23 protein-coding genes are annotated in these 25,656 nt (G+C 65.1%); 4 read left to right on the top strand and 19 right to left on the bottom strand.

All coding sequences use genetic code 11. From position 1 onward, the window contains the following. Nucleotides 1-228: 228 nt before the first annotated feature. Together AB5K84_RS06100 and AB5K84_RS06095 are read right to left on the bottom strand one after the other, a co-directional pair. Nucleotides 229-852: a GNAT family N-acetyltransferase gene (locus tag AB5K84_RS06100; protein ID WP_011090626.1), complete on the bottom strand. Its 624-nt coding sequence runs from the start codon at nucleotides 850-852 to the stop codon at nucleotides 229-231. 68 nt (nucleotides 853-920) lie between these two features. Then, entirely contained in the window at nucleotides 921-1,124 is a 204-nt protein-coding gene (locus AB5K84_RS06095) for a DUF1127 domain-containing protein (RefSeq protein ID WP_011090627.1), read from the bottom strand. A gap of 110 nt (nucleotides 1,125-1,234) precedes the next feature. Between AB5K84_RS06095 and AB5K84_RS06090 the strand changes: the two genes are divergently transcribed. Together AB5K84_RS06090 and AB5K84_RS06085 are read left to right on the top strand one after the other, a co-directional pair. Further along, the gene (locus tag AB5K84_RS06090) at nucleotides 1,235-2,134 is read left to right on the top strand and encodes a transcriptional regulator GcvA (protein ID WP_011090628.1); all 900 of its coding nucleotides are present in this window, start codon (nucleotides 1,235-1,237) and stop codon (nucleotides 2,132-2,134) included. A 143-nt stretch (nucleotides 2,135-2,277) separates the two neighbouring features. Continuing rightward, a complete protein-coding gene (locus AB5K84_RS06085) occupies nucleotides 2,278-3,609 on the top strand; it encodes an MFS transporter (RefSeq protein WP_011090629.1) in 1,332 nt (443 codons plus the stop codon). A gap of 115 nt (nucleotides 3,610-3,724) precedes the next feature. Here the strand turns inward: AB5K84_RS06085 and AB5K84_RS06080 are convergent, their stop codons facing one another. The 3 genes from AB5K84_RS06080 to AB5K84_RS06070 are packed head-to-tail and all read right to left on the bottom strand — an operon-like array spanning nucleotide 3,725 to nucleotide 6,329. Further along, nucleotides 3,725-4,138, bottom strand: a complete 414-nt coding sequence (locus AB5K84_RS06080) for a Rieske (2Fe-2S) protein (protein ID WP_011090630.1) — start codon at nucleotides 4,136-4,138, stop codon at nucleotides 3,725-3,727. After that, nucleotides 4,138-5,247 carry an amidohydrolase family protein gene (locus tag AB5K84_RS06075; RefSeq protein ID WP_011090631.1) on the bottom strand — a complete coding sequence of 370 codons (1,110 nt, stop codon included), beginning with the start codon at nucleotides 5,245-5,247 and terminating at the stop codon, nucleotides 4,138-4,140. Before AB5K84_RS06075 ends, AB5K84_RS06080 begins: the two co-directional genes overlap by 1 nt. A 23-nt stretch (nucleotides 5,248-5,270) precedes the next feature. Beyond that, a complete protein-coding gene (locus AB5K84_RS06070) occupies nucleotides 5,271-6,329 on the bottom strand; it encodes an amidohydrolase family protein (protein ID WP_038966124.1) in 1,059 nt (352 codons plus the stop codon). Between the two features lie 167 nt (nucleotides 6,330-6,496). Between AB5K84_RS06070 and AB5K84_RS06065 the strand changes: the two genes are divergently transcribed. Further along, the gene (locus AB5K84_RS06065; protein ID WP_011090633.1) at nucleotides 6,497-6,979 is read left to right on the top strand and encodes a CinA family protein; all 483 of its coding nucleotides are present in this window, start codon (nucleotides 6,497-6,499) and stop codon (nucleotides 6,977-6,979) included. A gap of 187 nt (nucleotides 6,980-7,166) precedes the next feature. Here the strand turns inward: AB5K84_RS06065 and AB5K84_RS06060 are convergent, their stop codons facing one another. The 13 genes from AB5K84_RS06060 to AB5K84_RS06000 form a co-directional block, all read right to left on the bottom strand. Continuing rightward, complete coding sequence (locus tag AB5K84_RS06060; protein ID WP_028173735.1) at nucleotides 7,167-7,442, bottom strand: DUF1488 family protein; 276 nt, start codon at nucleotides 7,440-7,442, stop codon at nucleotides 7,167-7,169. Between the two features lie 135 nt (nucleotides 7,443-7,577). Continuing rightward, on the bottom strand, nucleotides 7,578-8,192 hold the full coding sequence (locus AB5K84_RS06055) for a tetratricopeptide repeat protein (RefSeq protein WP_011090635.1): 615 nt from the start codon (nucleotides 8,190-8,192) through the stop codon (nucleotides 7,578-7,580). Between the two features lie 120 nt (nucleotides 8,193-8,312). Continuing rightward, entirely contained in the window at nucleotides 8,313-9,782 is a 1,470-nt protein-coding gene (locus AB5K84_RS06050) for an AMP nucleosidase (protein WP_038966123.1), read from the bottom strand. Nucleotides 9,783-9,887: 105 nt separating this feature from the next. Continuing rightward, nucleotides 9,888-11,222, bottom strand: a complete 1,335-nt coding sequence (locus AB5K84_RS06045; protein ID WP_028173732.1) for an HlyD family type I secretion periplasmic adaptor subunit — start codon at nucleotides 11,220-11,222, stop codon at nucleotides 9,888-9,890. Nucleotides 11,223-11,232: 10 nt separating this feature from the next. Beyond that, a complete protein-coding gene (locus AB5K84_RS06040) occupies nucleotides 11,233-12,981 on the bottom strand; it encodes a type I secretion system permease/ATPase (protein ID WP_011090638.1) in 1,749 nt (582 codons plus the stop codon). Between the two features lie 253 nt (nucleotides 12,982-13,234). Beyond that, nucleotides 13,235-13,504, bottom strand: coding sequence for a GlsB/YeaQ/YmgE family stress response membrane protein (locus AB5K84_RS06035; protein WP_011090639.1), 270 nt, complete (start codon nucleotides 13,502-13,504; stop codon nucleotides 13,235-13,237). 471 nt (nucleotides 13,505-13,975) lie between these two features. Continuing rightward, the gene (locus AB5K84_RS06030) at nucleotides 13,976-14,950 is read right to left on the bottom strand and encodes an ABC transporter ATP-binding protein (protein WP_011090640.1); all 975 of its coding nucleotides are present in this window, start codon (nucleotides 14,948-14,950) and stop codon (nucleotides 13,976-13,978) included. Further along, complete coding sequence (locus tag AB5K84_RS06025) at nucleotides 14,947-16,362, bottom strand: Asp-tRNA(Asn)/Glu-tRNA(Gln) amidotransferase GatCAB subunit A (protein WP_011090641.1); 1,416 nt, start codon at nucleotides 16,360-16,362, stop codon at nucleotides 14,947-14,949. The genes AB5K84_RS06030 and AB5K84_RS06025 overlap by 4 nt, the downstream gene beginning before the upstream one ends. Continuing rightward, on the bottom strand, nucleotides 16,359-16,556 hold the full coding sequence (locus AB5K84_RS06020) for a hypothetical protein (protein WP_038966122.1): 198 nt from the start codon (nucleotides 16,554-16,556) through the stop codon (nucleotides 16,359-16,361). The genes AB5K84_RS06025 and AB5K84_RS06020 overlap by 4 nt, the downstream gene beginning before the upstream one ends. After that, nucleotides 16,553-17,614, bottom strand: coding sequence for an ABC transporter ATP-binding protein (locus tag AB5K84_RS06015; protein ID WP_038966121.1), 1,062 nt, complete (start codon nucleotides 17,612-17,614; stop codon nucleotides 16,553-16,555). The genes AB5K84_RS06020 and AB5K84_RS06015 overlap by 4 nt, the downstream gene beginning before the upstream one ends. Before the next feature lie 3 nt (nucleotides 17,615-17,617). Beyond that, nucleotides 17,618-18,520 carry an ABC transporter permease gene (locus AB5K84_RS06010; protein WP_011090643.1) on the bottom strand — a complete coding sequence of 301 codons (903 nt, stop codon included), beginning with the start codon at nucleotides 18,518-18,520 and terminating at the stop codon, nucleotides 17,618-17,620. Nucleotides 18,521-18,523: 3 nt separating this feature from the next. After that, nucleotides 18,524-19,477 (bottom strand): ABC transporter permease, encoded by a 954-nt coding sequence (locus tag AB5K84_RS06005; protein ID WP_011090644.1) that lies wholly within the window; start codon nucleotides 19,475-19,477, stop codon nucleotides 18,524-18,526. A gap of 196 nt (nucleotides 19,478-19,673) precedes the next feature. After that, on the bottom strand, nucleotides 19,674-21,332 hold the full coding sequence (locus tag AB5K84_RS06000; protein ID WP_028173726.1) for an ABC transporter substrate-binding protein: 1,659 nt from the start codon (nucleotides 21,330-21,332) through the stop codon (nucleotides 19,674-19,676). 200 nt (nucleotides 21,333-21,532) lie between these two features. Here AB5K84_RS06000 and AB5K84_RS05995 point away from each other — a divergent pair, with 200 nt between their 5' ends. Beyond that, on the top strand, nucleotides 21,533-23,128 hold the full coding sequence (locus AB5K84_RS05995) for an ABC transporter substrate-binding protein (RefSeq protein WP_028173725.1): 1,596 nt from the start codon (nucleotides 21,533-21,535) through the stop codon (nucleotides 23,126-23,128). 197 nt (nucleotides 23,129-23,325) lie between these two features. Here the strand turns inward: AB5K84_RS05995 and AB5K84_RS05990 are convergent, their stop codons facing one another. Further along, the gene (locus AB5K84_RS05990; protein ID WP_011090647.1) at nucleotides 23,326-25,557 is read right to left on the bottom strand and encodes a CHASE2 domain-containing protein; all 2,232 of its coding nucleotides are present in this window, start codon (nucleotides 25,555-25,557) and stop codon (nucleotides 23,326-23,328) included. Nucleotides 25,558-25,656: the final 99 nt, after the last annotated feature.

Genomic DNA, 25,656 nt, shown 5'->3' with positions numbered 1-25,656 from the left:
CCCTTCACAGTCAGGAATCGAACCTGGATGGTGCAACGAGCCGTCATTCCGGGGCGATGCGCAGCATCGAGCCCGGAATCCATTGGGCCGCGAGACACGCGGTGAAATGGATTTCGGGTTCGCGCTACGCGCCCCGGAATGACGGCTTGGGAATATCTACGCGACGACGACTGCTTAAGGCAAAAAAATGCCCGGCTCAGGTTGACCCGGGCCGGGCTTGCAGTGGTGTCAGGCCGAGGCTGAGGGGCTGTCGGCCTGACGGGAAAGGGCGGCGAGACGCCAGCTCGCGCAGGGAATGTCCTTCGGTGCGACCGCGATCTCCTTGTCGAAGCGCACCAGCTTCCAGTCATCGGGGTGATTGACGAAGGCAAATCCGGATTTGCGGGCGAGCGAGATCATGGTCTCGTTGGAGCGCAGCGTATCGCCGAACATGTGCTCGGCGCCGAGCGCCGCGGCGCGGCACTCAAGATTTTTCATGAGCGCAGTGGCGATGCCGTGGCCCTGCCAGCGATCGTCGACCGACAGGCCGAACTCGAGCGTCGCGGTTTCGGCATGCAGCGCGTAGCGCGCCTCGGCGACGATGGTCTCGAAGCCGTCGACCATCTTGGTCGCGACCACGGTGAAGCGCTCGCGCTCGCCCACCTGGAGGAAGTCGTGTAGCAGGCCCTTCGGCAATTCGCTGATCGCGCCGAAGAAGCGGTTGTAGCGGGAGCGGGTCGAGAGCGAACGGAAATAGTGCTGAAGCTCCTCGGTGTCGCGCGGCTCGACGAAGCGAACGTTGATCGCCTCGCCCTGCCGGGTGCGCAGGGCGTCCGAATATTGCTTCAGATCTTCCAGGCGAAGAGTGCTCATGACACATGCCCTGAGAAAGAGGGACCGCCGGCGCCCCTGTAATCAGGCGGCGCCGGCCTGGCGGCCAATCAGGCCCGCCAGAAGGGTTTGTCGGCCTCATAGGCGATGTCGGACCAGGACAGGCCGACGTCGTGGAGGTCGCGGGCGGTCCATTTGGTCAGCTCGCGGCGGGTCCGGTAGCGCTCGTGCCAGACATGAAGCGTCTCGCCGATCTGCTGGATCAGGCCGGGCGCATGATGATTTGTCATCGAATTCTGGGTCAAGGTAGACATTTTCAGCTCCTGGAGCTAACTTGGCCGCTAATATCTGCGCTCGATCGCACTGCGACAAACGACAATTTGTACCTCTTCGCATGAAATAACGTCATGTATCCTGCTGCCAGATGACTGCCAGATTGCCCTCCCTGAACGGATTGCGGGCGTTCGAGGCGGCCGCGCGCCATCTCAGCTTCACGCTGGCGGCGAGCGAGCTGAACGTGACGCAGACCGCGATCAGCCATCAGATCCGGCGATTGGAGGAGGAGCTCGGCATCCGCCTGTTCATCCGGCAGAACCGCGCGCTGGCGCTGACGCCGGAAGCGCGCGACTATCTGCCGGGCGTCCGCGCCGCCTTCAACGACCTCCGCCTCGCCACCGACCGCCTGCTGCGCAGGGACGACGACAAGGTGCTGACGCTCTCGACGCTGGCCTCGCTTGCCGCAAAATGGCTGCTGCCGCGGCTGACGGATTTCCAGGAGCAGCATCCCGGCATCGACGTGCGGATCACCACGTCGACCAGCCTCGTCGACTTCCAGCGCGACGATGTCGATGCCGCAATCCGCTACGGCCGCGGCCAGTGGCCGGGCCTGCGTGCCGACTGGCTGATGGCGGACGAGCTGTTTCCGGTGTGCAGTCCGTCACTGCTGCGCGGTGACAAGCCGCTGCAGCGTCCGGAGGATCTGCGAAATCATCCGCTGCTGCACACCTCCAACGCCAACAGCGACGACTGGCGGCTGTGGCTGACGGCGGCAGGCCTGCCGGCCGATATCGCCAAGCAGCCCGGCATCACCTTCGACATGATCTTCATGACCATCCAGGCCGCGATCGACGGCATCGGCGTGGCGATGGGGCGGACATCCTACGTGCAGGACGACATCGCCAAGGGCCGCCTCGTCGTCCCCTTCAAGATCGCGCTGCCGGCCGATGCGGGCTTCTACCTGGTCGCGCCGGAGGGTCGCCGCGAGGCGCCAAAGCTCGCCGCGTTCCGTCAATGGATCGTCGCTGCAACGCAAAATAAAGCCTGAAAAATCATCAGCTTCCTCTGGAAAACCGATTGACTCGCCGCGCCCTGCGCGGGAAGGGGTAGGACAGATTGTCGCAGCAGCACAACCTGTCGCCTGCCGAGAAGTGAGTTCCGGTCCGGCCACACTTGAAGGGGAGTAACGTCATGGCTGGACCAGCCACCTCAACCAATCCGCCCGAGATCAAGTCGCGCATCGGCGCGATCCTGCGCGCCACATCCGGCAATTTCCTCGAGCAGTTCGACTTCTTCCTGTTCGGCTTCTACGCCGCCGCCATCGGCAAGGCGTTCTTCCCCTCCACCAACGAGACGGCCTCGCTGCTCAACACGTTCGGCGTGTTCTGGCTCGGCGCCCTGATGCGGCCCGTCGGCGCGATCGTGCTCGGGGCCTACATCGACCGCATCGGCCGCCGCCAGGGCCTGATCGTCACGCTCGGCATCATGGCCATCGGCACGGTCGTGATCGCGTTCTGCCCGAGCTACGCGACCATCGGCATCGCAGCGCCCGTCATCGTGCTGATCGGCCGCCTGCTGCAGGGCTTCTCCGCCGGCGTCGAGCTCGGCGGCGTGTCGGTCTATCTCGCCGAGATCTCGACGCCCGGCAACCGCGGCTTCTACACCTCGTTCCAGTCGTCGAGCCAGCAGGTCGCGATCTTCGTGGCCTCGATCCTCGGCTATCTTCTCTCCGAGGTGATGCCCGCCGACACGGTGGCCGCCTGGGGCTGGCGTATTCCCTTCTTCGTCGGCTGCCTGATCATCCCCCTGATCTTCTTCCTGCGGCGCACGCTCGAGGAAACGCCGGCCTTCCTCGCCATGAAGAAGCATCCCACGGCGAGCGAGGTATTCGCCTCCGCGCTCGCCAACTGGCGCATCGTCATCCTCGGCATGATGATCGCGATCCTGACCACGACGACGTTCTACTTCGTCACCGTGTACACGCCGACGTTCGGCAAGACCGTGCTGAAGCTGTCGACGCAGGACGCGCTGCTGGTGACGCTGCTGGTCGCCGTAACCAACTTCTTCTGGAATCCGGTCGGCGGCGCGCTGTCCGACCGCATCGGCCGCAAGCCGGTGCTGATCACCATCGCCTGCCTGTCGCTCGTCACCGCCTACCCCGCGCTGCACTGGCTGGTGGCGGCGCCGACCTTCGGCAAGCTGCTCGCGGTCGAGATGATGTTCTCGTTCTATTTCGGCGTCTACAGCGGCACCATGCTCGGCGCCCTCGTCGAGATCGTGCCGGCGCATGTCCGCACCACCTGCTTCTCGCTCGCCTTCGCGCTCGCAGCCGCGCTGTTCGGCACCTTCACGCCGTTCGCCTCGACCTGGTTGATCGAGCGGACCGGCGACAAGGCCTCGCCCGGCTTCTGGCTGATGTTCGCCGCCCTGCTCGGCATCATCGCGGCCTCGACGGTGTATCGCGGCGGCGGCAAGGCGGTGCCGACCTATGATGCGGTGGCGGAGCCGGTTGCGGGGCGTTGACGGTCATTCTGGGGCGCCTCGAAGAGGCGAGCCCGGAATCCATTTCTCCCAGCATTCCAGACGCACGATGGATTCCGGGTTCAGCCCTGCGGGCTGTCCCGGAATGACAGTGGGACTACAGCTCCACCACCACGTAGTCGCTCTCGACCTTCACCGGGATCGTCTCGGCGACGTACGGCCCCTTCACGACGCTCGCGCCAGGCGCGACATGGGCCGGATAGGCCTTCACGCGGAAGCGGCGGGGGTCGCAATAGGACTGGCCGGTGCGGATGTCGAACTCCCAGCCATGCCAGGGACAGCGGATGATCTCGCCAAGCCTGGTGTATTCGATCTCGCCGGGGTCGCTCGATTGCGCGAGCCCGATCAGCGGGCCCTCGCACAGCGCCGCGCCCTGATGCGGGCAGCGGTTCATCAGGCCGAAATATTCGCCCTTGATGTTGAAGACCGCGATCGGCCGTCCCTCGATCTCCAGGAATTTTCGCGTGCCGGGTGGCAACTCATCGACCGGCGCAATCACGTGACGCGCCATCAATTGATTCCGTACAGCTTGCGCGCATTGCCGAGATAAAACGCCTCGCGGTTGGTATCGCTGACGCCCGCCGGCAAGATGCGCGACGGTTCGTCGTAGTCCCAGTGCGGATAATCGGTCGCGAACAGCAGGCGGTCCCAGCCGATCCACTTGATGACGTCGAACAGATCCTCGCGCCGCTCCGGATCCTCCATCGGCTGCGTCGTCCACCACACCTGCTCGCGGATATATTCCGACGGCGGACGCTTCACATGCGGCACTTCGCTCCTGAGCCGCTGCCAGGCCTTGTCCAATCGCCACGCAAGCGACGGCGCCCAGCCGAAGCCGGCCTCGATCATCACCATCTTCAGCTTCGGGAAGCGTTCGAACACGCCTTCAAGCACGAGGCTGGCCAGCGCCGATTGCTGGCACTGCGAATGTCCCACCATCTCCTCGATGTAATAGGAAGGCCAGCCCGACGGCGTGATCGGGTTGCCGCCGAAGCCGAAGGCGTGGACGCCGACGGGAAGGCCGGCCTCTTCCGCGGCCTGATAGATCGGCCAGTAGCGGCGCTGGCCGAGCGGCTCGACGTTGCGGCTGAGCAGCAGCACCTGAACGAAATTCTTGTCGCCGGCGCGCTCGCGGATTTCGGCGGCCGCCGACAGCCCGTCCTCATTGCCGACGACGATGGACGCTTTCAGCCGTTTGTCCTTGCTGGTCCATTTGTCGATCTGCCAGTCGTTGATCGCCGAGCACAAAGCGGCCGAGAGCTCGTGATTGCGGATGCCCTGCCCGGCATTGAGCGGATTGAGCACGCCCAGCTGCACGTTGTTGGGGTCGAGCAGCTGCTTCTGCATGAAGGAGAGCGAGGAGCCCTGCGGCCCGCCTTCCGGCGGATAGGCGTCGCGGCGCGAGGCGTTGGGCTGGGCCTTCGGATAGGGCGGGCCTTCCATCATGCCCTGATAGGCGTGCACGCCATAGACTTCGAGATGATGCTGCCAGCGTTTGGCGAGATAGGGATAGAGCTCGGTGCGGGTCGCGCGGGCCGGATGGATGTCACAATCCGCGATCGCGGTCTTGGTCGTCAGGGGGGAAGCGGCTTCGGTGCTCTCGCGGAATTGAATATTCATCGCCTTGCCTCCTTTTGCAGCGGCTAAGTCAGGCGGGGATAGGTCGCATGCGGATTGTCGATCATGATCTTGCGCACGAGATCGGGGGTGAGGCCCTGGGGGAGCGCGTCCTGGCCGTCGAACTGCCAGTGTGGATAGTCCGTGGAGAATAGGACCAATTCATCCGACTGCATATGATCAAACAGGCGAATTAATGTCTCGGGTTCCGGCGGCGCATCAAATGGCTGTAACGAGAAGCGGATGTTGCTGCGCACAAGTTCCAGCGGCGCGCGATCGACCCAGGGCGTCTCCATCCGCACCCCGCGCCAGAATTTGTGAAGCCGCCAGAGAAAGGGGGAGATCCAGGACACGCCGGACTCCAGCATCACCATTTTCAGCCGCGGATATTTGGCGAACACGCCCTCGACGATCACGCTGGTGAGCTGGGTCTGGAACGCCTGGGCCTGACCGACATAATCCTCGATGTGATAGGAACCCCAGCCCACCGCGGTCGGCGGATTGTGATAGGCGGAACCGGCATGAATGCCGACCGCGAGGTCCAGCCGCTCCGCGGCCTCGTAGATCGGCCACAGCGCGCGCTTGCCGAGCGGCACGTCGCCCATCACCAGCATCAACACCTGTACGAAACGGCGGTCGTGCGCGCAGCGTTCGATCTCGGCGACGGCCTTCTCGACGCTTTGCGTGGGGATCACGATCGAGCCGCGCAGCCGCTTGTCACGATCGAGCCATTCCTTCACCAGCCAGTCGTTCAGCGCACGGCAGAAGGCGGCCTGCATGTCCTCGGAAAACACCATCTGCACGGCGTAGAGCGGATTGCAGATGGCATGGCTGACCTGAAAAGGATCGAGCACATGGCGCTGCATGTCTTCCAGGCTCGCGCCCGGCTTGCCGCTCTCGGGACGCCAATCGGGGCGCGCCACGATCGGCGAGTTCTGCGGGTAGGATTGCGAGACGAGGTCCATCATGCCGCGCGTCGTCACCTGATCGCGCCAATAGTCGTTCAGGTACGGCAGCAGGCTGGTCAGATGCGGCACGGCCGGATGCACGTCGCAATCCACCCCGCCGGCGATCAGGGACGCCATCACGTCTCCTTCACGTTTCCTCGTCACGTCTTCTCGCGGTCGGCTTGGCCGCTCCGCCTTGTGTGCGCCATTCAAGCAGGCCTGACCGTCGCCCGCAACTCGGCCAAGGCAGCCAGCTTATGCTAGGAAGGCTGAGCTCGGTTGCGAGGGAATGAGAGGTCAAAGGGATGAAAGAGCTCGTCGGCATTGCTGAACAGGTTGCGGCGAAACTGATCGCGCGCAAACAGACCATTGCGGTCGCGGAATCCTCGACCGGCGGCCTGATTTCGGCCGGCCTGCTCGCGGTGCCCGGTGCATCCGCCTATTTCCTCGGTGGCGCGGTGGTCTACACCCGCGATGCCAGGCGCGTGCTGATGGATATTTCGGACGAAGGAATGAAGGGCTTCCGCTCCTCGTCGGAGCCATACGCAAAGCTGTTGGCCGAGCAGATGCGCAGCCGCTTCAATTGCGACTGGGGCCTGTCCGAGACCGGCGCCGCCGGCCCCACCGGCAACCGCTACGGCGACGCCGCCGGCCATAGCTGCATGGCGGTCGCGGGGCCGGCGGCGGAAGTGATCACGCTGGAGACGGGCGGCAATGACCGGCTTGCGAATATGCAAGTGTTTGCGACGACGGCGCTGAAGCTGCTGCTGAGGAAGCTATCGGAATAGCCACATCGTCGTTTGCGGACGAGAGAGCGGCGCCGTCTTACATCTCGTGTCGTCCAGGCGAAAGCCAGGACCCATAACCCCAAATGGAAATTGTTGCGGTCGGCGGGGCCGCAGCTTCTTCCAACAACATTCGATGGTGGTAATGGGTCCTGGCCTTCGCCAGGACGACGTTGGGGAGGCACGGTGCCTACCGCCCTAAATGCCGCATGAAGATCCGCACCACATACCCCTTGAACCGCGGCGCTTCGTCGTAAAGGTCCGATGCGATCCGTTCGATGGTCTCGCGCAGGGACAGGAATTGCGCCTGCCGCGCGCTGCTCTCGGTGCCCTGCATGCCTGCAAGTTCGTCCATCGCGGCGTCGGAGATCTGGCAGTGCACGACCTCGCCATCGTTCAGCATGGTGAAGCGAAAGGCCAGACGTTCGAGGTCGTGGCCGATAATCCTGTCGCGCGTCAGCGGCATCCAATTGTCCCGTTCGCGCCCCCGAACGGGACAATGCTGAAAATCTGACGCGTTGTCACCACCCGCGCCAGAGTGCATGGCCGTCATACGACGCTCTTCAACAGCGCGCTCCCGTCAGTCGGCCACGCTCCGGCGTCAGTAGACGAGCGCCGTACCGGACGGCTTGTCCAGTGCCGCGGCCAGCGATCTGTACTCATCGCAATCCGTCCCGCAGATGGATGCGATCCGGCCGAGGTGATAGAGCGCCTGCTCGCGGTTGCCCCGCTCGAGCTGCCACAGTCCGTAATATTGCCACGTCTGCACGTGGTTCGGATCTGCCCGCAAGGCGCGTTCGTACCAGACCTGCGACTGCTCGTAGTCGCCGAGCTTGCGATAGGAGTAGCCGATGAGGTTGGCGACGTTCGGATGGTCGTCATGGCCGAGCGACTTCAACTGCGCGATCGCGGTCGCATAGTCGTTACGCTCGTAGATGGTGTCATAGGCCACGCGGTAACCGGCAGCGAAAGCGGGATCGCCTATGCTGGACTGGTTGCCTTGCTTCTTGCCCTTCTGGGTCGCCTTGGTGCCCGGCCGCTTCGGATAGGTTGGCTGCGGCTTCTGATCCGAATAGGCGCCGGCGTAGGGATCGGTAGAACTGATGCTGCCGCCGCCTCCACCACCGCCGCCCCCGCCCGCGGCGAGCGCCGGCGAGCTCAACAGGGCTGCAGCAAATGTGCCGAGTGTGACGAGCCTGATCATCCCAGTGAACATCTCCGTCTCCTGTCCTGCTTCAAGCGGCCCCGGACGAATTGATAACCCTGCCTCGGCAGCGATATTCCAGGTGCTGTGTTCACGGAGACGTCAGCGTTCGTACGACAGTTCTGTTGTCCTTTACTGGAATGCCACTTCGGCAAAGCTTCTCAGCTTTCGCGAATGCAGGCGCTCCGACTCCTGCTGTTTGAGCCGCTCCAGCGCCTTCAGGCCGATCTCGAGATGCTGGCCGACGCGGCGGCGGTAGAATTCGCTGGCCATGCCCGCGAGCTTGATCTCGCCGTGCAGCGGCTTGTCGGACACGCAGAGCAGCGTGCCGTAGGGGACGCGGAAGCGATAGCCGTTGGCGGCGATCGCGGCCGATTCCATGTCGAGTGCGACCGCGCGCGATTGCGACAGGCGGCGGATCATCTCAGGGCCTGAGATCTCCCAGTTGCGGTTGTCGACGCTCGCGACCGTGCCGGTGCGCATCAGGCGTTTGAGCTCGAAGCCTTCGAGGCCCGTGACGTCCTCGACCGCCTCCTCGAGCGCGACCTGCATCTCGGCGAGCGCCGGGATCGGCACCCAGAGCGGCAGCTCGCGGTCGAGCACGTGGTCCTCGCGCACGTAACCATGGGCGAGGACATAGTCGCCGAGCCGCTGCGTGTTGCGCAGGCCCGCGCAATGGCCGAGCATCAGCCAGGCGTGCGGGCGCAGCACCGCGACGTGGTCGGTGACGTTGCGCGCATTGGACGGGCCGGTGCCGATGTTGATCAGGCTGATGCCGCGATAGCCGGGCTCGACCAGATGGAAGGCCGGCATCTGCGGCGTGCGTGTCGGCGCGTCCCCGCTCGTCGCGCCCCCGCTCCGCGTGATCACGTTGCCGGGCGCGACGAAGGCGTCGAGGCCGGCCTCGCCGGACTGAAGCCGCTGCTGGCAGAGCTGCGCGAAGGCATCGACATAGAACTGGTAGTTGGTGAAGATCACGAAGTTCTGGAAGTGCTCGGGATCGGTGCCGGTGTAGTGATAGAGCCGGCGCAGCGAGTAATCGACCCGGGCGGCCCGAAACAGGGACAGCGGCTCCGGCGCGCCGGGCTGGAGCTCGAAGGTGCCGTCCGCAATCGAATCGTCCATGGTGGCGAGATCGGGCACATCGAACGCGTCGCGCAGCGATCGCGTCACAAGGGAATTCTCGCCGGTGGTGATGGCGGCTTCGATGTTGATGTCGCGGCGATAGGCGAAGTGGATCGGGATCGGCTCCGCCGACTCGCCGATCTCGACGGGTACGCCGTGGTTCTGGATCAACAGGCCGATCTGCTCGGTGAGATAGCTGCGGAACAGATCCGGTCGCGTCACGCTGGTCTCGTGCACGCCGGGGCCGGCGACGAAGCCGTAGGAGAGACGCGAATCCAGCCGCGCATACGTCGCGGTGGTGAGGCGGACGAAGGGGTAGTAGGCCCGCGCCCGCGTCGTGATCGCTTCGCCGCCGACATAGGCCTCGAACCGGTCGCGCAGGAATTTCGTATTGCGTTCGTATATCTCTTCGAGCCGTGCGACGGCCGCGGACGCGTCGGAGAAGGATTCGGTGGCGATGGAGGGCGGGGATTGCATGGTTCGAACGCCGGGTTCGTGGGGCTTGAGTCGAACTATAGCAAGACGCAGCCAAGCCGTCATTGCGAGCGCAATGACGAGTTGGGGGTGACGCGCCGCCGCGCGTCACTTCTCCCGGAAGGCCCGCATCAACTGGTCGTGCAGCGGCTTCATCAGATAGGACAGCATGGTGCGGTCGCCGGTCTGGACGAAGGCTTCCACGGGCATGCCGGGGATCAGCTTGGAATCGCCGAGCCGGACGACCTCTTCGGCCGGCAGCGAGACGCGGATGGTGTAGTAGCTCTGGCCGGTACGCTGGTCGGTGGTGACGTCGGGCGAGACGCGGCTGACGACGCCGTTGAGCTCGGGCGTGGTGCGCTGGTTGAATGCGGACAGGCGCAGCAGCGTCTTCTGGCCGATCTGGAGCTTGTCGATATCGACCGGATTGACCTTGGCCTCGACCTGGAGATCGTCGGCCTGCGGCACGATCAGCATCAGCGCATCACCGGCGGTGACGACGCCGCCGACGGTGTGCACGGTCGATTGCAGCACCATGCCGTCCTGCGGCGCGCGGATGTCGACGCGGCGGAGCTGGTCCTCGGCGGCGACCTTGCGCTCGATCAGCTCGCCGATCTTGTCGTTGGTCTCGCGCAAATCCTTGGAGACCTCGCTCACCATGTCCTTGTCGACCTGGATGATCTGAAGCTCGGTCTCGGTGATCTTGCCCTTGGCCTGCGCCCGCGAGGCGATGTACTGCGCCCGCTCGCCGTTGAGGCGAGCGCTGTCGCGCTCGAGCGTGGTCAGGCGCGAGATCTGCACGAGATGCTTCTCGTAGAGATCGCGCACGCCGGTGAGCTCCTGCTGCACCAGCGAGATTTCCTTGTCCTTGGCCCGCTCCTGCGCGGAGAGACCCTCGATCTCCTCGTTGAGCTGCTGGATGCGCTCGCGGAGCTGCGCCTTCTGGCCGGCACGGCCGTTGACGCGGACGTCGAACAGCTTGGTTTCGGCGGAGAGCAGCGTCTTGACGTCGTAATCGTTGCCGCGATCGAGCAGCGATTGCGGGAAATCGATCCTGTCGATACCGCGCTGCTCGGCCTGGAGCCGTGCCGCGCGCGCCAGCGCGGCGTCGAGATTCTTGGTGACGATGGCGAGGTTCGCCTTGGTGACGGTGTCGTCGAGCCGCACCACCACGTCGCCGGCCTTGACCACGTCGCCGTCGCGGGCGCGCAGCTCGCCGACCACGCCGCCGGTCGGGTGCTGCACCTTCTTGACGTTGGATTCGACCACGACCTGGCCCGGTGCGATCAGCGCCCCCGAGATCTGCACCGTGGCCGCCCAGCCGCCGAGGCCGACGACCAGGACCAGCACGATCCCGAGCCCGAGCATCAAGTGAAACTTGATGGAATCCCGCACGGTCTTCTTGGCGGCGGGCTTGCCGCCACCGATCGCCATCGTGCTCATGACTTTGTGCTCATGACTTGGCCACTCCGCCCTCACTGACGACCTTGATCGGTGCCGGCGGCGTCACGCGCGGCTGGAGCACCTGGGCGAGCACCTGCTCCTTCGGGCCGAAGGCCTGCATGCGGCCGTCGCGCAGCACCAGGATCTGGTCGACCGCCTCGACGCCGATCGGCCGATGCGCCACCACGACGACGATAGCGCCGCGCTCGCGGGCGGCGCGGATGGCGCGGGTCAACGCCTCGTCGCCTTCGGTGTCGAGATTGGAATTGGGCTCATCGAGCACGATCAGGAACGGATTGCCGTAGAGCGCGCGCGCCAGCGCCACGCGCTGCGCCTGGCCTGCGGACAGCGCGCCACCCTGCTCGCCGACCTGCGTGTTGTAGCCCTCGCGCATCTTGATGATCATCTCGTGCACGCCGGCCTCCTTGGCCGCGGCGATGATGCCGTCGGAGGTGGCCTCGGGGTCGAAGCGGCTGATGTTCTGCGCGATAGTGCCGCCGAACAGTTCCACGTCCTGCGGCAGATAGCCGATGTGCCGGCCGAGCATGTCCGATGACCATTGGTCGAGCGCCGCGCCGTCGAGCCGCACCTTGCCGCGCACCGGCTGCCAGACGCCGACCAGCGCGCGGATCAGCGAGGATTTGCCGGAGCCGCTCGGCCCGATCACGCCGAGACCGTTGCCGGCGGCGAGCGCGAAGGTGATGTCCTGCACGATGAGGCGCTGATCGCCCGGCGGAACCATGGCGACGCCCTCGACCGAGAGCCGGCTGGTGGGCGCCTGCAACTGGGTCGGCATCGTCTGCGCCGGCATCTGCTCCAGCAGGCGGGTCAAGCGCTGCCAGCTCTGGCGGGCCGCGACGAAGGATTTCCAGTGCGCGATGGCGAGATCGACCGGCGCCAGCGCGCGGGCCGACAGGATCGAGCCCGCGATGATGATGCCGGCGGTCGCCTCCTGGTGGATGACGAGATAGGCGCCGACCGCGAGCACGGCGGATTGCAGCATCATGCGCAGCACCTTGGCGACCGCGCCGAGGCCGCCGGCGACGTCGCTCGCACGCTGATTGCCGACGAGATATTTTTCGTTGGCCTCGCTCCAGCGCTGGTTCATCCGGCTGGTCATGCCCATCGACACCATCACTTCGGCATTGCGACGGCTGGAGGCGGCGAGATCGTTGCGCTGGGCCGCAAGCCCCATCGCATCCTTCGCCGGCTGGCGGGACATGAACTCGGTGACCACCGTCAGCCCGACCAGGATGATGGCGCCGACCAGCGCGGTCACGCCGATCATGACGTGGAAGGCGAAGCAGATGGCGAGATAGAGCGGCAGCCAGGGCAGATCGAAGAACGCGCTCGGTCCCATGCCGCCGAGGAAGGAGCGGACATTGTCGAGGTCGCGCAGCGGCTGGAGGCCCTCGTTGCGGCTGCCGATCAGCAGCGGCAGGCGCACGACGGTGTCGAACACGCGCTTGTTCAGGGCCTCGTCGAGCGCGGTGCCGATCCGCCCCAGGATCCGGTTGCGGATCATGTCGAGCACGCCCTGCGCCGCGTAGAGGAAGCTGGCGATGATGATCAGGCCGACCAGCGTCGGAATGCTGCGGCTCGGCAGCACCCGGTCGTAGACCTCCAGCATGAAGATCGACCCGGTCAGATAGAGCAGGTTGATCATGCAGCTCATCAGGCCGACGCCGACGAATGCCGTGCGACAAGCGCGCAGCGCGTCAGCGAGCTCCGAACGGCGAACGCCAGGGACGGCTGCCATCAGTCTGGTCTCTTTCGGGTAAGGGGCAAAGCCCCTGATTTCAAAGGCAATTTCAGGAGTAATTGACCCGGATTAACATCGCGTTTTCGCCCCTCGTCCAACGCGGCTGAATCAACCCGATCCCCTGTGGGGGCACATCACCCCCTGATGGCCCGGCGCGCAAGTCCGGAATCTCACAGTCTTGCGGCTTTTTCTTGCAGATATGTCACCTCTCCCCGGGCGGGGAGAGGTCGAAAGTTAGGTCAAGGCGCCGCTAGAACCGGCCGCCGCCGCGGACCAGCCGCACCACGAGCAGCAGGATGACCGCGCCGATAGCGGAATAGACGATTTCTGACACGAGCCCAGTGCCGATACGAATGCCGAGCTTCGGGAACAGGAAGCTGGCCACAAACGCGCCGGCGATGCCGATCACGATGTCGCCGATGATGCCGAAACCGGCGCCCCGCACCACCTTGCCGGCCAGCCAGCCGGCGACCAGGCCGACGAACAGAATGACGAGCAGGCCTTCATTGGAAATGTACATAAGTGAGGTCCCTCTCCGTGAACGGGGCCATGGAACCGGAACCGGGATGAATGGGGTCTGAATGCTGGTCGGCTCGCCCTCGGTGGGGCGTCTAAACAAAAAACTCGAAAACAACCCCATGCACAGTAGAACGGACCTTGGCCGAGCGCGCTCGGTGAATTGTGACAAGCCGGTGTTGCCGCAGAGGAATTCCGAAGTGGCGCGCGTTTGGAAAGTGAGGGACGCAAACTCTCTCATTCCCTCCCCCTTGCGGGCGAGGGGCAGGGAGAGGGGTAGCCGCGGGCGCGGGCGGCTTTTCACCTCTCCCCGCTTGCGGGGAGAGGTCGGATCGCATCGCAAGATGCGATCCGGGTGAGGGGGTACAGGTCTCTCGACATGGTCATGCGCGGAGAGAGGCCCCTCACCCCAACCCTCTCCCCGCAAGAGCGGGGCGAGGGAGCGCACCGTCCCGGGAGCGACAGCTCGCCAGCGCTACGACGCCGTCACCGGCTCCGCCAGCACGCACCTTGCCGCCCGGCCTGGTCCCACCTCCACATTCGCAGGCAGTTGCTCCAGGCAGCGCGGCTGGGCGGCGGCGCAGCGGGGGGCGAAGGAGCAATTGTGGGGCTTTTCGGCCAGCGACGGCGGGGTGCCCGGGATGGTTTCGAGGCGCTGCCCCCGCTTGGCGCCGTGGATGGTGGAGGCGAGCAGGCCCTTGGCATAGGGGTGCACCGGCGTGCGGACGATGTCACGCAAGGTTCCCTGCTCCACGATCTGGCCGGCATACATCACCGCGACGCGGTCGCAGATCTCGATGGCGACGCCGATGTCGTGGGTGACGAAGATGACGGACATGCCGAACTCGCGCTGCAGCTCGCGCAGCAGCAGCAGGATCTGGATCTGCACGGTGGCATCGAGCGCGGTGGTCGGCTCGTCCGCGAGCAGGATCTTTGGCCGGCAGGCGAGCGCCAGCGCGATCATCGCGCGCTGACGCATGCCGCCGGACATTTCGTGCGGATAGGCATCGAGCCGCCGTTTTGCGGAAGGAATGCGCACGACCTCGAGCATTTCGAGCGCGCGTGCCCTTCCTTCCGCATAAGACTTGCCTTCGTGGCGCACCACGCTTTCGGCGATCTGCGCGCCGATGGTGTAGACCGGATCGAGCGCGAGCGCCGGCTCCTGAAAGATCATCGAGACGGTCTGGCCGCGGAACGACGAGAGCTCCTCGTCGTTCATCGCGAGCACGTCGCGGCCCATCACGTTGACCTTGCCCGTGATCTGCGTGCGCTTCTTCGGCAGCAGCCGCATCAGCGCACGCAGGGTCACGCTCTTGCCGGAACCGGATTCGCCGAGCAGGCCCAGCACCTCGCCGTCTCCCAGCGAGAGGCTGAGATCGTTCACGGCATAGACCGTGCGCTCGCCGGTGAAGCGGATGTTGAGGCCTGAGATCTCGACGAGCTTTGTCATGACGGCAGTTTGGGTACCCGATCGTGATAGTCGGTGACGCGCTGGAACGCCGCGCCGATGGTGAGCAGGGTCGCTTCATCGAAGGAGCGGCCGATCAACTGCATGCCAACAGGCAGCCCGCTTTTGGTGAAGCCGGACGGTACGGTCAGCGACGGCAGGCCGAGGAAATTCACCGGGCGGGTGAACAGCGTCAGCCGCTGCACCATGGCCGGCGCATTCGGGCCGCCGCCGACATCGCTCTCCTCGATGGTCGGCGCCGGCACCGGCGAGGCCGGCGCGATGATCGCGTCGACACCAGCGGTCGCGGCGTTGTGGGCGGCAAGCGCGGGACCGCGCCAGCGCATCGCTTCGAGATAGGTGATGGCGGGAACGGCGAGACCGTTCTGCAGCCGCATCAAGACCTGCGGTCCATAATCCTGCGGACGCTCGATCATCCAGCGCTTGTGAAAGGCGGCGGCTTCCGCCGCGAGCACGAGCTGGCTCGCCGAAGACAATTGCCGCTGGTCCGGCAGCTCGACCTTGACGATGTCGGCGCCCTCGCGCTTGAGCACCGCGATGGTCTCGTCCAGCACGCGCGCGACCTCGCTGTCGAGATCGTCGACGTAGAACGACGCGGGCACGCCGATCTTGAGGCCTTTCAGCGAACCCTTGGTCGCGCCGACATAGTCGGACAGCGGCTCATGGCTCGCGGTCGAATCCTCGGGATCGGGACCGGCCATTAGCGCCAGCAGCAGCGCGCAGTCCTCGGCGGTGCGGGCGAGCGGCCCGACCGTGTCGAGCGATTGCGACAGCGGCATCGCGCCGGCGCGGCTGACGCGGCTCCAGGTGGTCTTGAGGCCGGTGACGCCGCAGAAATGTGCGGGCATGCGGATTGAACCGCCGGTATCGGAGCCCAGCGCCGCAAAGGTCAGCCGCGCGGCCACCGCCGAGCCGGAGCCCGACGACGAGCCGCCGGTGATATGCGCGACGTTCCAGGGATTGCGCACCGGACCGTAATGGGCGTTGTGGCCGGTCGGTCCATAGGCGAATTCGGCGAGATGCAGCGTGCCGAGCCGGACCTGGCCCGCATCCTTCAGCCGCTGCAAGGCGGTGGAGGTCGTCGTCGCGACGAAATCGCGGCGGATCAGCGAGCCGCAGGTCGAGACCTTGCCGGCATCGTAATACATGTCCTTGTGCGCGAGCGGCACGCCATGCAGCGGACCGCGCACTTCGCCCTTGGCCAGCTCGGCATCGGCGGCCTCGGCTGCTTTCAGCGCCGCCTCCGCCTCGATCGACATGAAGGCGTTGAGATGCGGCTGCCACTGCGCGATGCGGTGCAGCAGCGCGCGCGTCACCTCATGCGAGGACACCTGCTTCATCGCGATCGCACGCGCGACCTCGGTGAGCGTCATCAATGCCGGTTCGGTGCTCATTTCGACACCTTCGCCGTCTGCGCGAGCACGTAAGAAGCCGGCTCGAGGTCGAATGGCAGCGTGCCGGCGATGGCGGCAAAGCCTTCGAAGGCCGGCCCGATGGAGTTGGAGATGCGTGTTGCGATCTCGTCATCCACGGGAACGCCGGCAACTAGCGCGATCGGCTTGATCTCTTTTGGTGTCGGTCTCGTCATGCGATTTCCCCTGCGGGCGCGCGGCTATGGCCTGACCCCGGAATGGCCATGTAGCACGCGGCCTCGTGGCCCATTGTATCGACCGCGGTGAGCTTTGGCGCTGCATTTGCGCAGAGCGGCTCCGCAAATGCGCAGCGCGTGTGGAAGCGGCAGCCCGACGGCGGATCGATCGGATTGGGCGGATCGCCGGTGATCGGCGGCTTTTCGGTACGCCTGTCAGGATCGGAGGACGGCATCGCCGCCAGCAGCGCGCGCGTATAGGGATGCGCCGGCTGGTCCCAGACCTGGTCGACCGGGCCGAGCTCGACGACCTCGCCGAGATACATCACCAGCACACGATCGCTGATGTAGCGCACGACGTTGAGATCGTGGCTGATGAAAAGATAGGTCAGGCCGAATTCGCGCTTGAGATCGGCCAAGAGATTGAGCACCTGCGCCTCGACGGATTTGTCGAGCGCGGAGACGGCTTCGTCCAAAATCACCAACCGCGGCGACAGCGCCAGCGCCCGCGCGATATTGACGCGCTGGCGCTGGCCGCCGGAAATCTCGTGCGGATAGCGGTTGGCGAAGTTTTCCGGGCGCAGGCCGACCTTGCCGAGCAGCTCGCGCGCCAGCGCCCGCGCCGTGCCATCGGCCATGCCGTGGACTTTCGGGCCAAAGGCGATGGATTCCTCGATGGTGAGGCGCGGATTGAGCGAGGCATAAGAGTCCTGGAACACCATCTGCATGCCGCGGCGCAGCTCGCGCAGCGACAGCGCCTGACCGACGGTCATGCCGTCATAGATGATGTCGCCGGTATCGCGCGGCATCAGATGCATCAGGAGGCGCGCGGTGGTGGACTTGCCGCAGCCGGATTCACCGACGATGCCGACGGTCTCGCCCTTGGCGACAGAGAAGGAGACGTTGTCCACGGCGCGCACGGTGCGTTTCGCGGCGAACAACCCGCCGCGGACGGGGAAATGCTTGGTCAGGCCGTTGACCTGGAGCAGCGGCTGCGCGACGCCGCCAAGATCTTCGATCGGCTCAAGCATGGCGACGGAAGCGTTGGTTTCGCTCATGGCCTAGTTCCTGATGTCCATGGCGCTGCGCAGGCCGTCCGAGAGAAGGTTGAAGCAGATCGAGACCGCGAAGATCATCGCGCCGGGAAGCGCGGCGACCCAGGGATTGACGTAGATCGCGGTGCGCAGCGTATTCAGCATCAGCCCCCATTCCGGCTCCGGCGGCTTGGTGCCGAGGCCAAGGAAGGAGAGGCCGGCGGCCAGGATCATCGAGACCGAGATCAGGCTGGTGGCATAGACGAAGATCGCGCCCAGCACGTTGCCGAGGATGTGCACGCGCATGATCGTGAAGGCCCCGGCACCGGAGGCGCGCGCGGCCTCGACGAAATCCATGTTGCGCACGCCGGTGGTGACACTCTCGGCAACGCGGGTGATCTGCGGCACGAACACGATGGTCAATGCCACGATGGAGTTGAGGATGCCGGCGCCGAGCGCGCCGGAGATGGCGATGGCGAGCAGCACCGACGGGAAAGCGTAGAACACGTCCACGGTGCGCATGATCGCGGTGTTGAGCTTGCCGCCGACATAGCCGGCAATGATGCCAAGCGAGGTGCCGATGCAGAAGGCAAGGATCACGGGCAGGATGCCGATGACCAGCGACAGCCGCCCGCCATAGATCAGCCGTGCCAGCATGTCGCGGCCGAGCTCGTCGGTGCCGAGCGGGTAGCCGACCGTGCCGATATGCCGAAGGCGGCGGATCATCGAGCCCTTGTAGGGGTCTTCCAGGCCGAGCCATGGCGCCAGGATCGCGGACAGGAAGATCAGCAGCAGCACCAGCGCGCAGGCCATGCTGACCTTGTCGCGCACGATGCGGCGGCCGACGGTGGCCCAATAGCCGCGCGCCTTGGTGGCGGGCGCGGCCTGCAGCGCGGCGTCGGCAGTGGCGGACAACGGAAGCTCGCTCATCGGCTAGCCCCGCTTGATGCGCGGATCGATCGCGGCTTGCGCGATATCGACCAGCAGATTGAGGAAGACGAAGAACAGCGCGAGGATCAGGATCGTGCCCTGCAGCAGCGGCAGGTCGCGCTGGAAGATCGCCGAGTTGAGCAGGAAGCCCGAGCCCGGCCAGGAGAACACGGTTTCGATCAGGATCGAGCCGCCGAGCATGTAGCCGAGCTGAAGCCCCATCACCGCGAGCGCGGTGGGCGCGGCGTTCTTGATGACGTGACGGAACACGCCGGTTTCGTGCAGGCCTTTTGCGCGCAGGGCCTCGACGAAGTCCTGGCTGAGGATGTCGCCGGTGAGCGCGCGCACGGTGCGGGTGACGATGCCCATCGGAATCACCGACGTGGTGATCGCCGGCAGCACGAGATATTTCAGGTGCGCCCAGTCCCACGCCCAGGAGTTGGAGCCGTTGGGCCCGGCGCCGACCGCGGGCAGCCAGTTCAGCTGCACCGAGAAGATAATGACCAGCACCATGCCGAGCCAGTAATGCGGCACCGAGACGCCGGCGATGGCAAAGGAGGTCGCGACCTTGTCGATCCAGGTCTCGCGGAAATAGCCCGCGATCAGGCCGAGCAGGATGCCCATGGTGAAGCCGATGATGGCGGCGGCAATCGCGAGCGTGACGGTGTTGCCGACCGCGCGCATGACCTCGGCGAGCACGGGGCGCCCCGTCGCGATGGAATTGCCGAGATCGCCATGAAGGGCACGGAGCAGCCAAAGCCCGAACTGCACCGGCAGCGGCCGGTCGAAGCCGTAGGCGGCGCGCAGCTGCGCCGCGAGCTCCTGCGAAGCGTCGGCCGGCAGCACGGCGACGAGCGGATCGCCCGGCGTGATGTGCACGAGCAGAAAGCACACCAGCGCGACGCTGATGACGATCGGGACGACATAGACGATGCGTCTGGCGGTATAGGCGAGCACGTCGGATTCTTTCTTCCCTTCTCCCCTTGTGGGAGAAGGTGGCGCGAAGCGCCGGATGAGGGGTTCTATCCGCGGTTACAGCATTATCGAATGAGAGAGAGGGTCACTCGCGGAGAGAGACCCCTCACCCGGCTTCGCTATCGCGAAGCCACCCTCTCCCACAAGGGGAGAGGGTACAGCGTGCGTGTGGCGCGAACTACTGCATCGACACCAGCGAGAAGTCGATGAACCAGCTCTTCGGCTGCACGACGCCTGTGACCTTCGGGCTGATGGCGCGGGGGCCGACGTCGTGGGCGACGTAGAGGAAGGCGGCGTCGTCGACGGAGGCCGCGTGCAGCTCGGCGAGCGCGGCATCACGCGCGGCGGGATCGAAGGTCTGGCGCGCCTTCTTCACCAGCTCGTCGAACTTGGGATTGTTGATGAAACCCCAATTGTTCGAGACCGGCGGCGCCATGCCCGATTGCAGGAAGCGCACCAGTGCGAAGAACGGGTCCATCGCCGCATAGGTGACGTTGGTCGCGTTGGAGCCGTTGGCCGAGGGATCCTTGGCGCCGCGGCGCCAGTTGGTGAACAGCGTGTTCCACTCGATGACGTCGAGCTTCACGTCGAAATAGCATTCGGCGAGCGCCTGCTGGAGATATTCGTTCATCGGCAGCGGCTGCATCTGGCCCGAGCCGGAGGCCGAGGTCTGGATCTTCACCTCGAGCTTCTTGTTCGGGCCGAAGCCGGCCTCCTGCATCAGCTTCTGCGCGGCCGCCTTGTCATACTTGATCTCGAAAGCCGGCTTGCCGCGCCAGGGATGGCCGGGCTCGAAGGTGCCGGTCGCAGGCACCATCAGGCCGGCGAGCAGGCCGTCCTTGAGGCCTTCGCGATCGACGCAGAGGTTGGCCGCCTTGCGCACGCGGATATCGTTCCAGGGCGAGCCTTCGATGCGCGAGAACTGCCACGGCCAGACATGCGGCTGCTCGTTCGCATAGAGCTTGAAGCCGCGCTGCTTGAGCTCGGGCAGCGCGTCCGGCGCGGGCGCCTCGACCCAATCGACCTGCCCGGAGAGCAGCGCCGCGGTGCGGGCGTTCGCCTCCGGCATCGGCAACAGCACCATCTTGTCGACCTTGGGCACGCGCGCCTTGTCCCAATAGCTCGCATTCTTGACCAGCTCGAGCCGCTCACGCGGGGTGAAGCTCGCCATCTTCCACGGGCCGGTGCCCGCGGCATCCTTCGCAAAGGCAGTCCAGGCGGCCTGCGACTTGGCCTTGGCGTCGGCGCCTTCCGCCTTGTCATAGAAATGCTGCCACTTCGCCGGGCTCGCCATGAACAAATTGGTGAGGTTGATCGGCAGGAAGCTGTCGGGCTCCTTGGTGGTGAGCTCGACCGTCATGTCGTCGATCTTCTTCGCCGAGGCGAGCGTCGGCATGCGCGAGGCCGTGACGCCGACCTGGCTGGCGTCGAATTGCGGCGCATCCTGCTTCAGCACCTTCTCGACGTTCCACACCACGGCGTCCGCATTGAACGGCGAGCCGTCATGGAAGGTGACGCCGGGGCGCAACTTGAAGGTCCATTTGGTCTTGTCGGCATCGTCGACCTTCCACTCGGTCGCAAGGCCCGGGATCACCACGCTCGGCTTGTCGGCGGAGGACAGGTCCCAGCCGGTCAGCGCGTCATACATGGTGAGGCCGGTGAAGCGGTTGCCTTCAAAGCCCTGATCGGGCTGGCCCAGCGTGCGCGGAATATCGGCAGCGGTCATGCCGATGCGCAGCACCGTTTCCGCGCTGGCCACACGCGGCCATGCGGCGGCACTGCCGAGCGCCAGCAACGCGATCAGCGCCGCGCGGGTCTTGTTGTTCTTGATCAGCATCGTCTCAGTCCTCTTCCGGCTTTCAGTGACTAATTTTGATGCAATCGCATGCAATGGCTGTGCCAATGGGGAAACTTTTTCTGCAAATTGCCCCTGCGACGACAAGTCTTTGTGATCGCACGTCTGCGGAGGCACGTCGCTGCCTATTCTGGCATCAAGATTGCAAGTTTGGCCCCGAAATCTCCTGGGAGCTTTGGGCCATGCGTATCCGACTAACGACCTGTTTCGCCGTGCTTGCGCTGGCGATTTCCGCGATCTCGGCGCGCGCCGAAACGGTGGTGCGCTACGGCATCTCGATGGCGGACATTCCGCTGACGACCGGCCAGCCCGATCGCGGCGCCGGCGCCTATCAGTTCACGGCCTACACGATCTACGATCCGCTCGTCGCCTGGGAGATGGACGTCGCCGATCGTCCCGGCAAGCTGGTGCCGGGCCTCGCGACCGAATGGAAGGTGGACGATGCCGACAAGACCAAATGGCGCTTCACGCTGCGCAAGGGTGTGAAGTTTCACGACGGCAGCGAGTTCAACGCCGATGCCGTGATCTGGAATCTCGACAAGGTGCTCAACGACAAGGCGCCGCAATTCGACAAGCGGCAGAGCGCGCAGGTGAAGACCCGCCTGCCATCCGTCGCAAGCTACGCCAAGATCGACGATTCCACGGTGGAGATCACCACCAAGACGGTTGATTCCTTCTTTCCCTATCAGATGCTGTGGTTCCTGGTCTCGAGCCCGGCGCAGTACGAGAAGCTCGGCAAGGACTGGGACAAGTTCGCCAGCGAGCCCTCCGGCACCGGCCCGTTCAAGCTGACCAAGCTGGTGCCGCGCGAGCTTGCGGAGCTGACCAAGAATCCGGACTACTGGAACAAGAAGCGCATCCCCAAGGTCGACAAGCTGGTGCTGGTGCCGATGCCCGAAGCGCTGACGCGCACCAACGCGTTGCTCGCCGGGCAAGTCGACCTGATCGAGACGCCGGCGCCGGACGCCGTGCCGCAGTTGAAGGCGGCCGGCATGAAGCTCGTCGACAACGTCACGCCGCATGTCTGGAATTATCATCTGAGCGTGCTGCCGGGCTCGCCCTGGACCGACATCCGCTTGCGCAAGGCGCTGAACCTTGCGATCGATCGTGAGGCCGTGGTCGGCCTGATGAACGGCCTGGCAAAACCCGCCAAGGGCCAGGTCGATCCGTCGAGCCCGTGGTTCGGCAAGCCGACCTTCGAGCTGAAATACGACCTTGCGGCGGCGAAGAAGCTGGTCGAGGAAGCCGGCTACTCCAAGGCCAAGCCGCTCAAGACCACCTTCATCATCGCGCAGGGCGGCACCGGCCAGATGCTGTCGCTGCCGATGAACGAGTTCTTGCAGCAGAGCTTCAAGGAGATCGGCATCGACATCGACTTCAAGGTCGTCGAGCTCGAGACGCTCTACACGCATTGGCGCAAGGGCGCGGCCGACGAGATGAACGCCGGCATCACCGCCAACAACATCGCCTATGTCACCTCCGACCCGCTCTACGCCATCGTCCGCTTCTTCCATTCCGGCCAGATCGCGCCGGTCGGCGTCAACTGGGGCGGCTACAAGAACCCGAAGGTCGACGCGCTGATCGACGAGGCCAAGCAGACCTTCGACAGCGCCAAGCAGGATGAGTTGCTCGCCCAGGCGCACGCGCTGATCGTCGATGACGCCGCGCTGGTCTGGGTCGTCCACGACACCAACCCGCATGCGCTGTCGCCTAAGATCAAGCAGTTCGTGCAGGCGCAGCACTGGTTCCAGGACCTGACGACGATCGGGGTGGAGTGAGGGCAATCTACCGCGTCAAACACCCCTGTCGTCCCGGGCAAGCGTCAGCGCAGACCCGGGACCCATAGCCACAGGGAGATGTTTGGCGAAGACTCGGGTTGCCGATCTCGCGCCGCAACTCCTCCCTGGGATTATGGGTCCCGGATCGGCGCGCGCTTGAGGCGCGCTTGTCCGGGACGACAGCGAATGTGTGCCCCCTACTTCGTCAGCAGCGCGTATGCCCCGTTCCAGCCTTCCGCCGGCGGATTGAGCTGGAATTCCTTGATGCGGATTTCATAAAGCTTGAACAGCTTTTCCAGCGTGTCGGCGTCCTCGCTGCGACGGCCGCGCTCGATGGCGTCCAGCGCGCCCTGCCAGTCGCGGTTGCGGTAGCAGCCGAGCATCTCGATGGTGACGTTGCGCAGGCGCTGGAAGGAGCCTGAATGCATCACGTCCTCGCGGCCGGCGACGGCGTAGATCACCTCCGGCTCGGTCTTGCCCTTGACCATGATGAAGTCGAGCTCGAGGATCGCGAACTTGTCCTTGGCGGCGAGCGCGGTCCTGGAGCCGACGATGATCGGGAAACCGTATTCCTTCGACTGTCCCTCCAGGCGCGAGGCCAGGTTCACGCTGTCGCCGAGCACCGAATAATTCTTCTTCAGGTCGGAGCCCATGTTGCCGACCACGCCGATGCCGGTGTTGAGGCCGATGCCGACATTGAGCGGGATGTAGACGTGGCCGCCGTCGGCGGCCTCCTCCTCGCGCTCCTTGTTGACCGCGTCGATCCGCTCCAGCATCTGGATCGCAGCCTCGCAGGCGTTGACCTCGTGCTCGGCATCGTCGAGCGGCGCGTTCCAGAACGCCATGATGGCGTCGCCCATGTACTTGTCGATATAGCCCTTCTGATCGATGATCACGTCGGTCAGCGGCGTCAGGAAGCGGTTCATCAGCGTGATGAGACCTTGCGGATCGTGCTTGTAGCTCTCCGAGATCGTGGTGAAGCCGCGCACGTCGGAGAACATGATCGTCATCTCGCGCTCCTCGCCGCCGAGCACGAGCTTTTCCGGCGACTGCGCCAGCTGTTCGACCAGAACCGGCGACATGTACTGCGCGAACATGCCTCGGATCTGCACGCGCTGGCGCTGCTCGCGCACGAAGCTGGCGAAGATCAGCGTCAGGTAGATCGCGGTGGTCGACAGCAGCGGGTAGGTGAAGTCGATGAGGTAGCGGTACTGCGCGTAGAAGAACCAGGACACGCCGACCAGGATGGCGGCGAACATCGCGCCCGCAAGCACGAGGCGTACCGGGCCGAGGTTCGGCGTGAAGATGATGACGAGCAGGCCGATGACAAGCGCGGCGATCAATTCGACGCCGAGCGCGTAGTTCGGCTGGGAGATCACCGCGCCGCTCAGCACGCTCTCCAGCACCTGGGCATGGATCTCGACGCCCGGCATGGTCGAGGACACCGGCGTGGTCTTGATGTCGTTGAGCCCGACCGCGGAGGTGCCGACCAGCACCAGCTTGCCGGCGATCTTGGCGGGCGGCACGGTGTTGTCGAGCACGTCGGCCGCCGAGACGTAGATCGAGGGATCCTGGCGAGCGTAATGCACCCAGAGCTGGCCGTTTCTGTCGGTCGGTATCTCGACGCCCTTGAGGCGCACGCCCCGCACGCCGGTCTTGTCGGTCCGGACCAGCAGCGTCGGCGTTCCCGTGATGACGCGCAGGATCTCGAGGCTGAGCGAGGGCATGACCATGCCCTGCGCGCGCATGATCATCGGCACGCGGCGGATCAATCCGTCGCGCTCGGTCTTGATCGAAAACAGGCCACGGCCCGCCGCAACCTTCTCGATGACGGGCACGTTGCGCAGGAGGCCCGGGAATTCGAACAGAAAGCGTTCGGCACCGTCCTCGCCGACCGTCGCGACGCCGGTGAAGGGGAGCTCCTTGTCGATCTCCGACGAGATCGCCCGCTGCCCGGTCTCGCCCAGCACCACGCGCGAGCGCTTGATAGCATCGGCAAGGATCTGGTCATTGGTCGGCAGCTCGCGCAGCTTGGCGCGGGTGGCATCGTCCAGATAGCGCATCTGGCTCGCGACCAGATCCGGGTTGAGCCGGTCGGCTTCCGAGAACACCACGTCGAAACCGATCGCGACCGCGCCGTTGCTGGTGAGGTTCTGGATCAAATCGGCGATCCGCGTCCGCGGCCACGGCCACTGCCCGAGCCTGGCGAGGCTCTTGTCGTCGATGTCGACGATGGTGACCGGCCGCGCCGTCTTGTGGCGCGGATCGATCAGCTGAAACATGTCGAAGGTGCGCAGCCGCAATTCCTGGATCGGCGGCGGATCCCAGAGCCGGGCGCCGGCGAAGACGACCAGCAGCGCCAGGCACATCAGCCGCGCAAGGCCAAGCTTCCGCGCAAACCACCGCCGGAGGATCTTGAGACGTTTCATATCGCCTGAATTTCCCGCAGCTCTTCTTCGTCCGATGTTCGGGCGACAATACGCAATCAGCTACATCTTTGATACCGGAATCCGCCGCGAACGAGGCGC

This window comes from Bradyrhizobium sp. 1200_D9_N1_1 (assembly GCF_052075915.1).
In the GTDB taxonomy this organism is placed as follows: domain Bacteria; phylum Pseudomonadota; class Alphaproteobacteria; order Rhizobiales; family Xanthobacteraceae; genus Bradyrhizobium; species Bradyrhizobium diazoefficiens.
The sequence above is the reverse complement of the archived record's forward strand: the minus strand, read 5'-3'. Positions and strand labels throughout refer to the sequence as shown.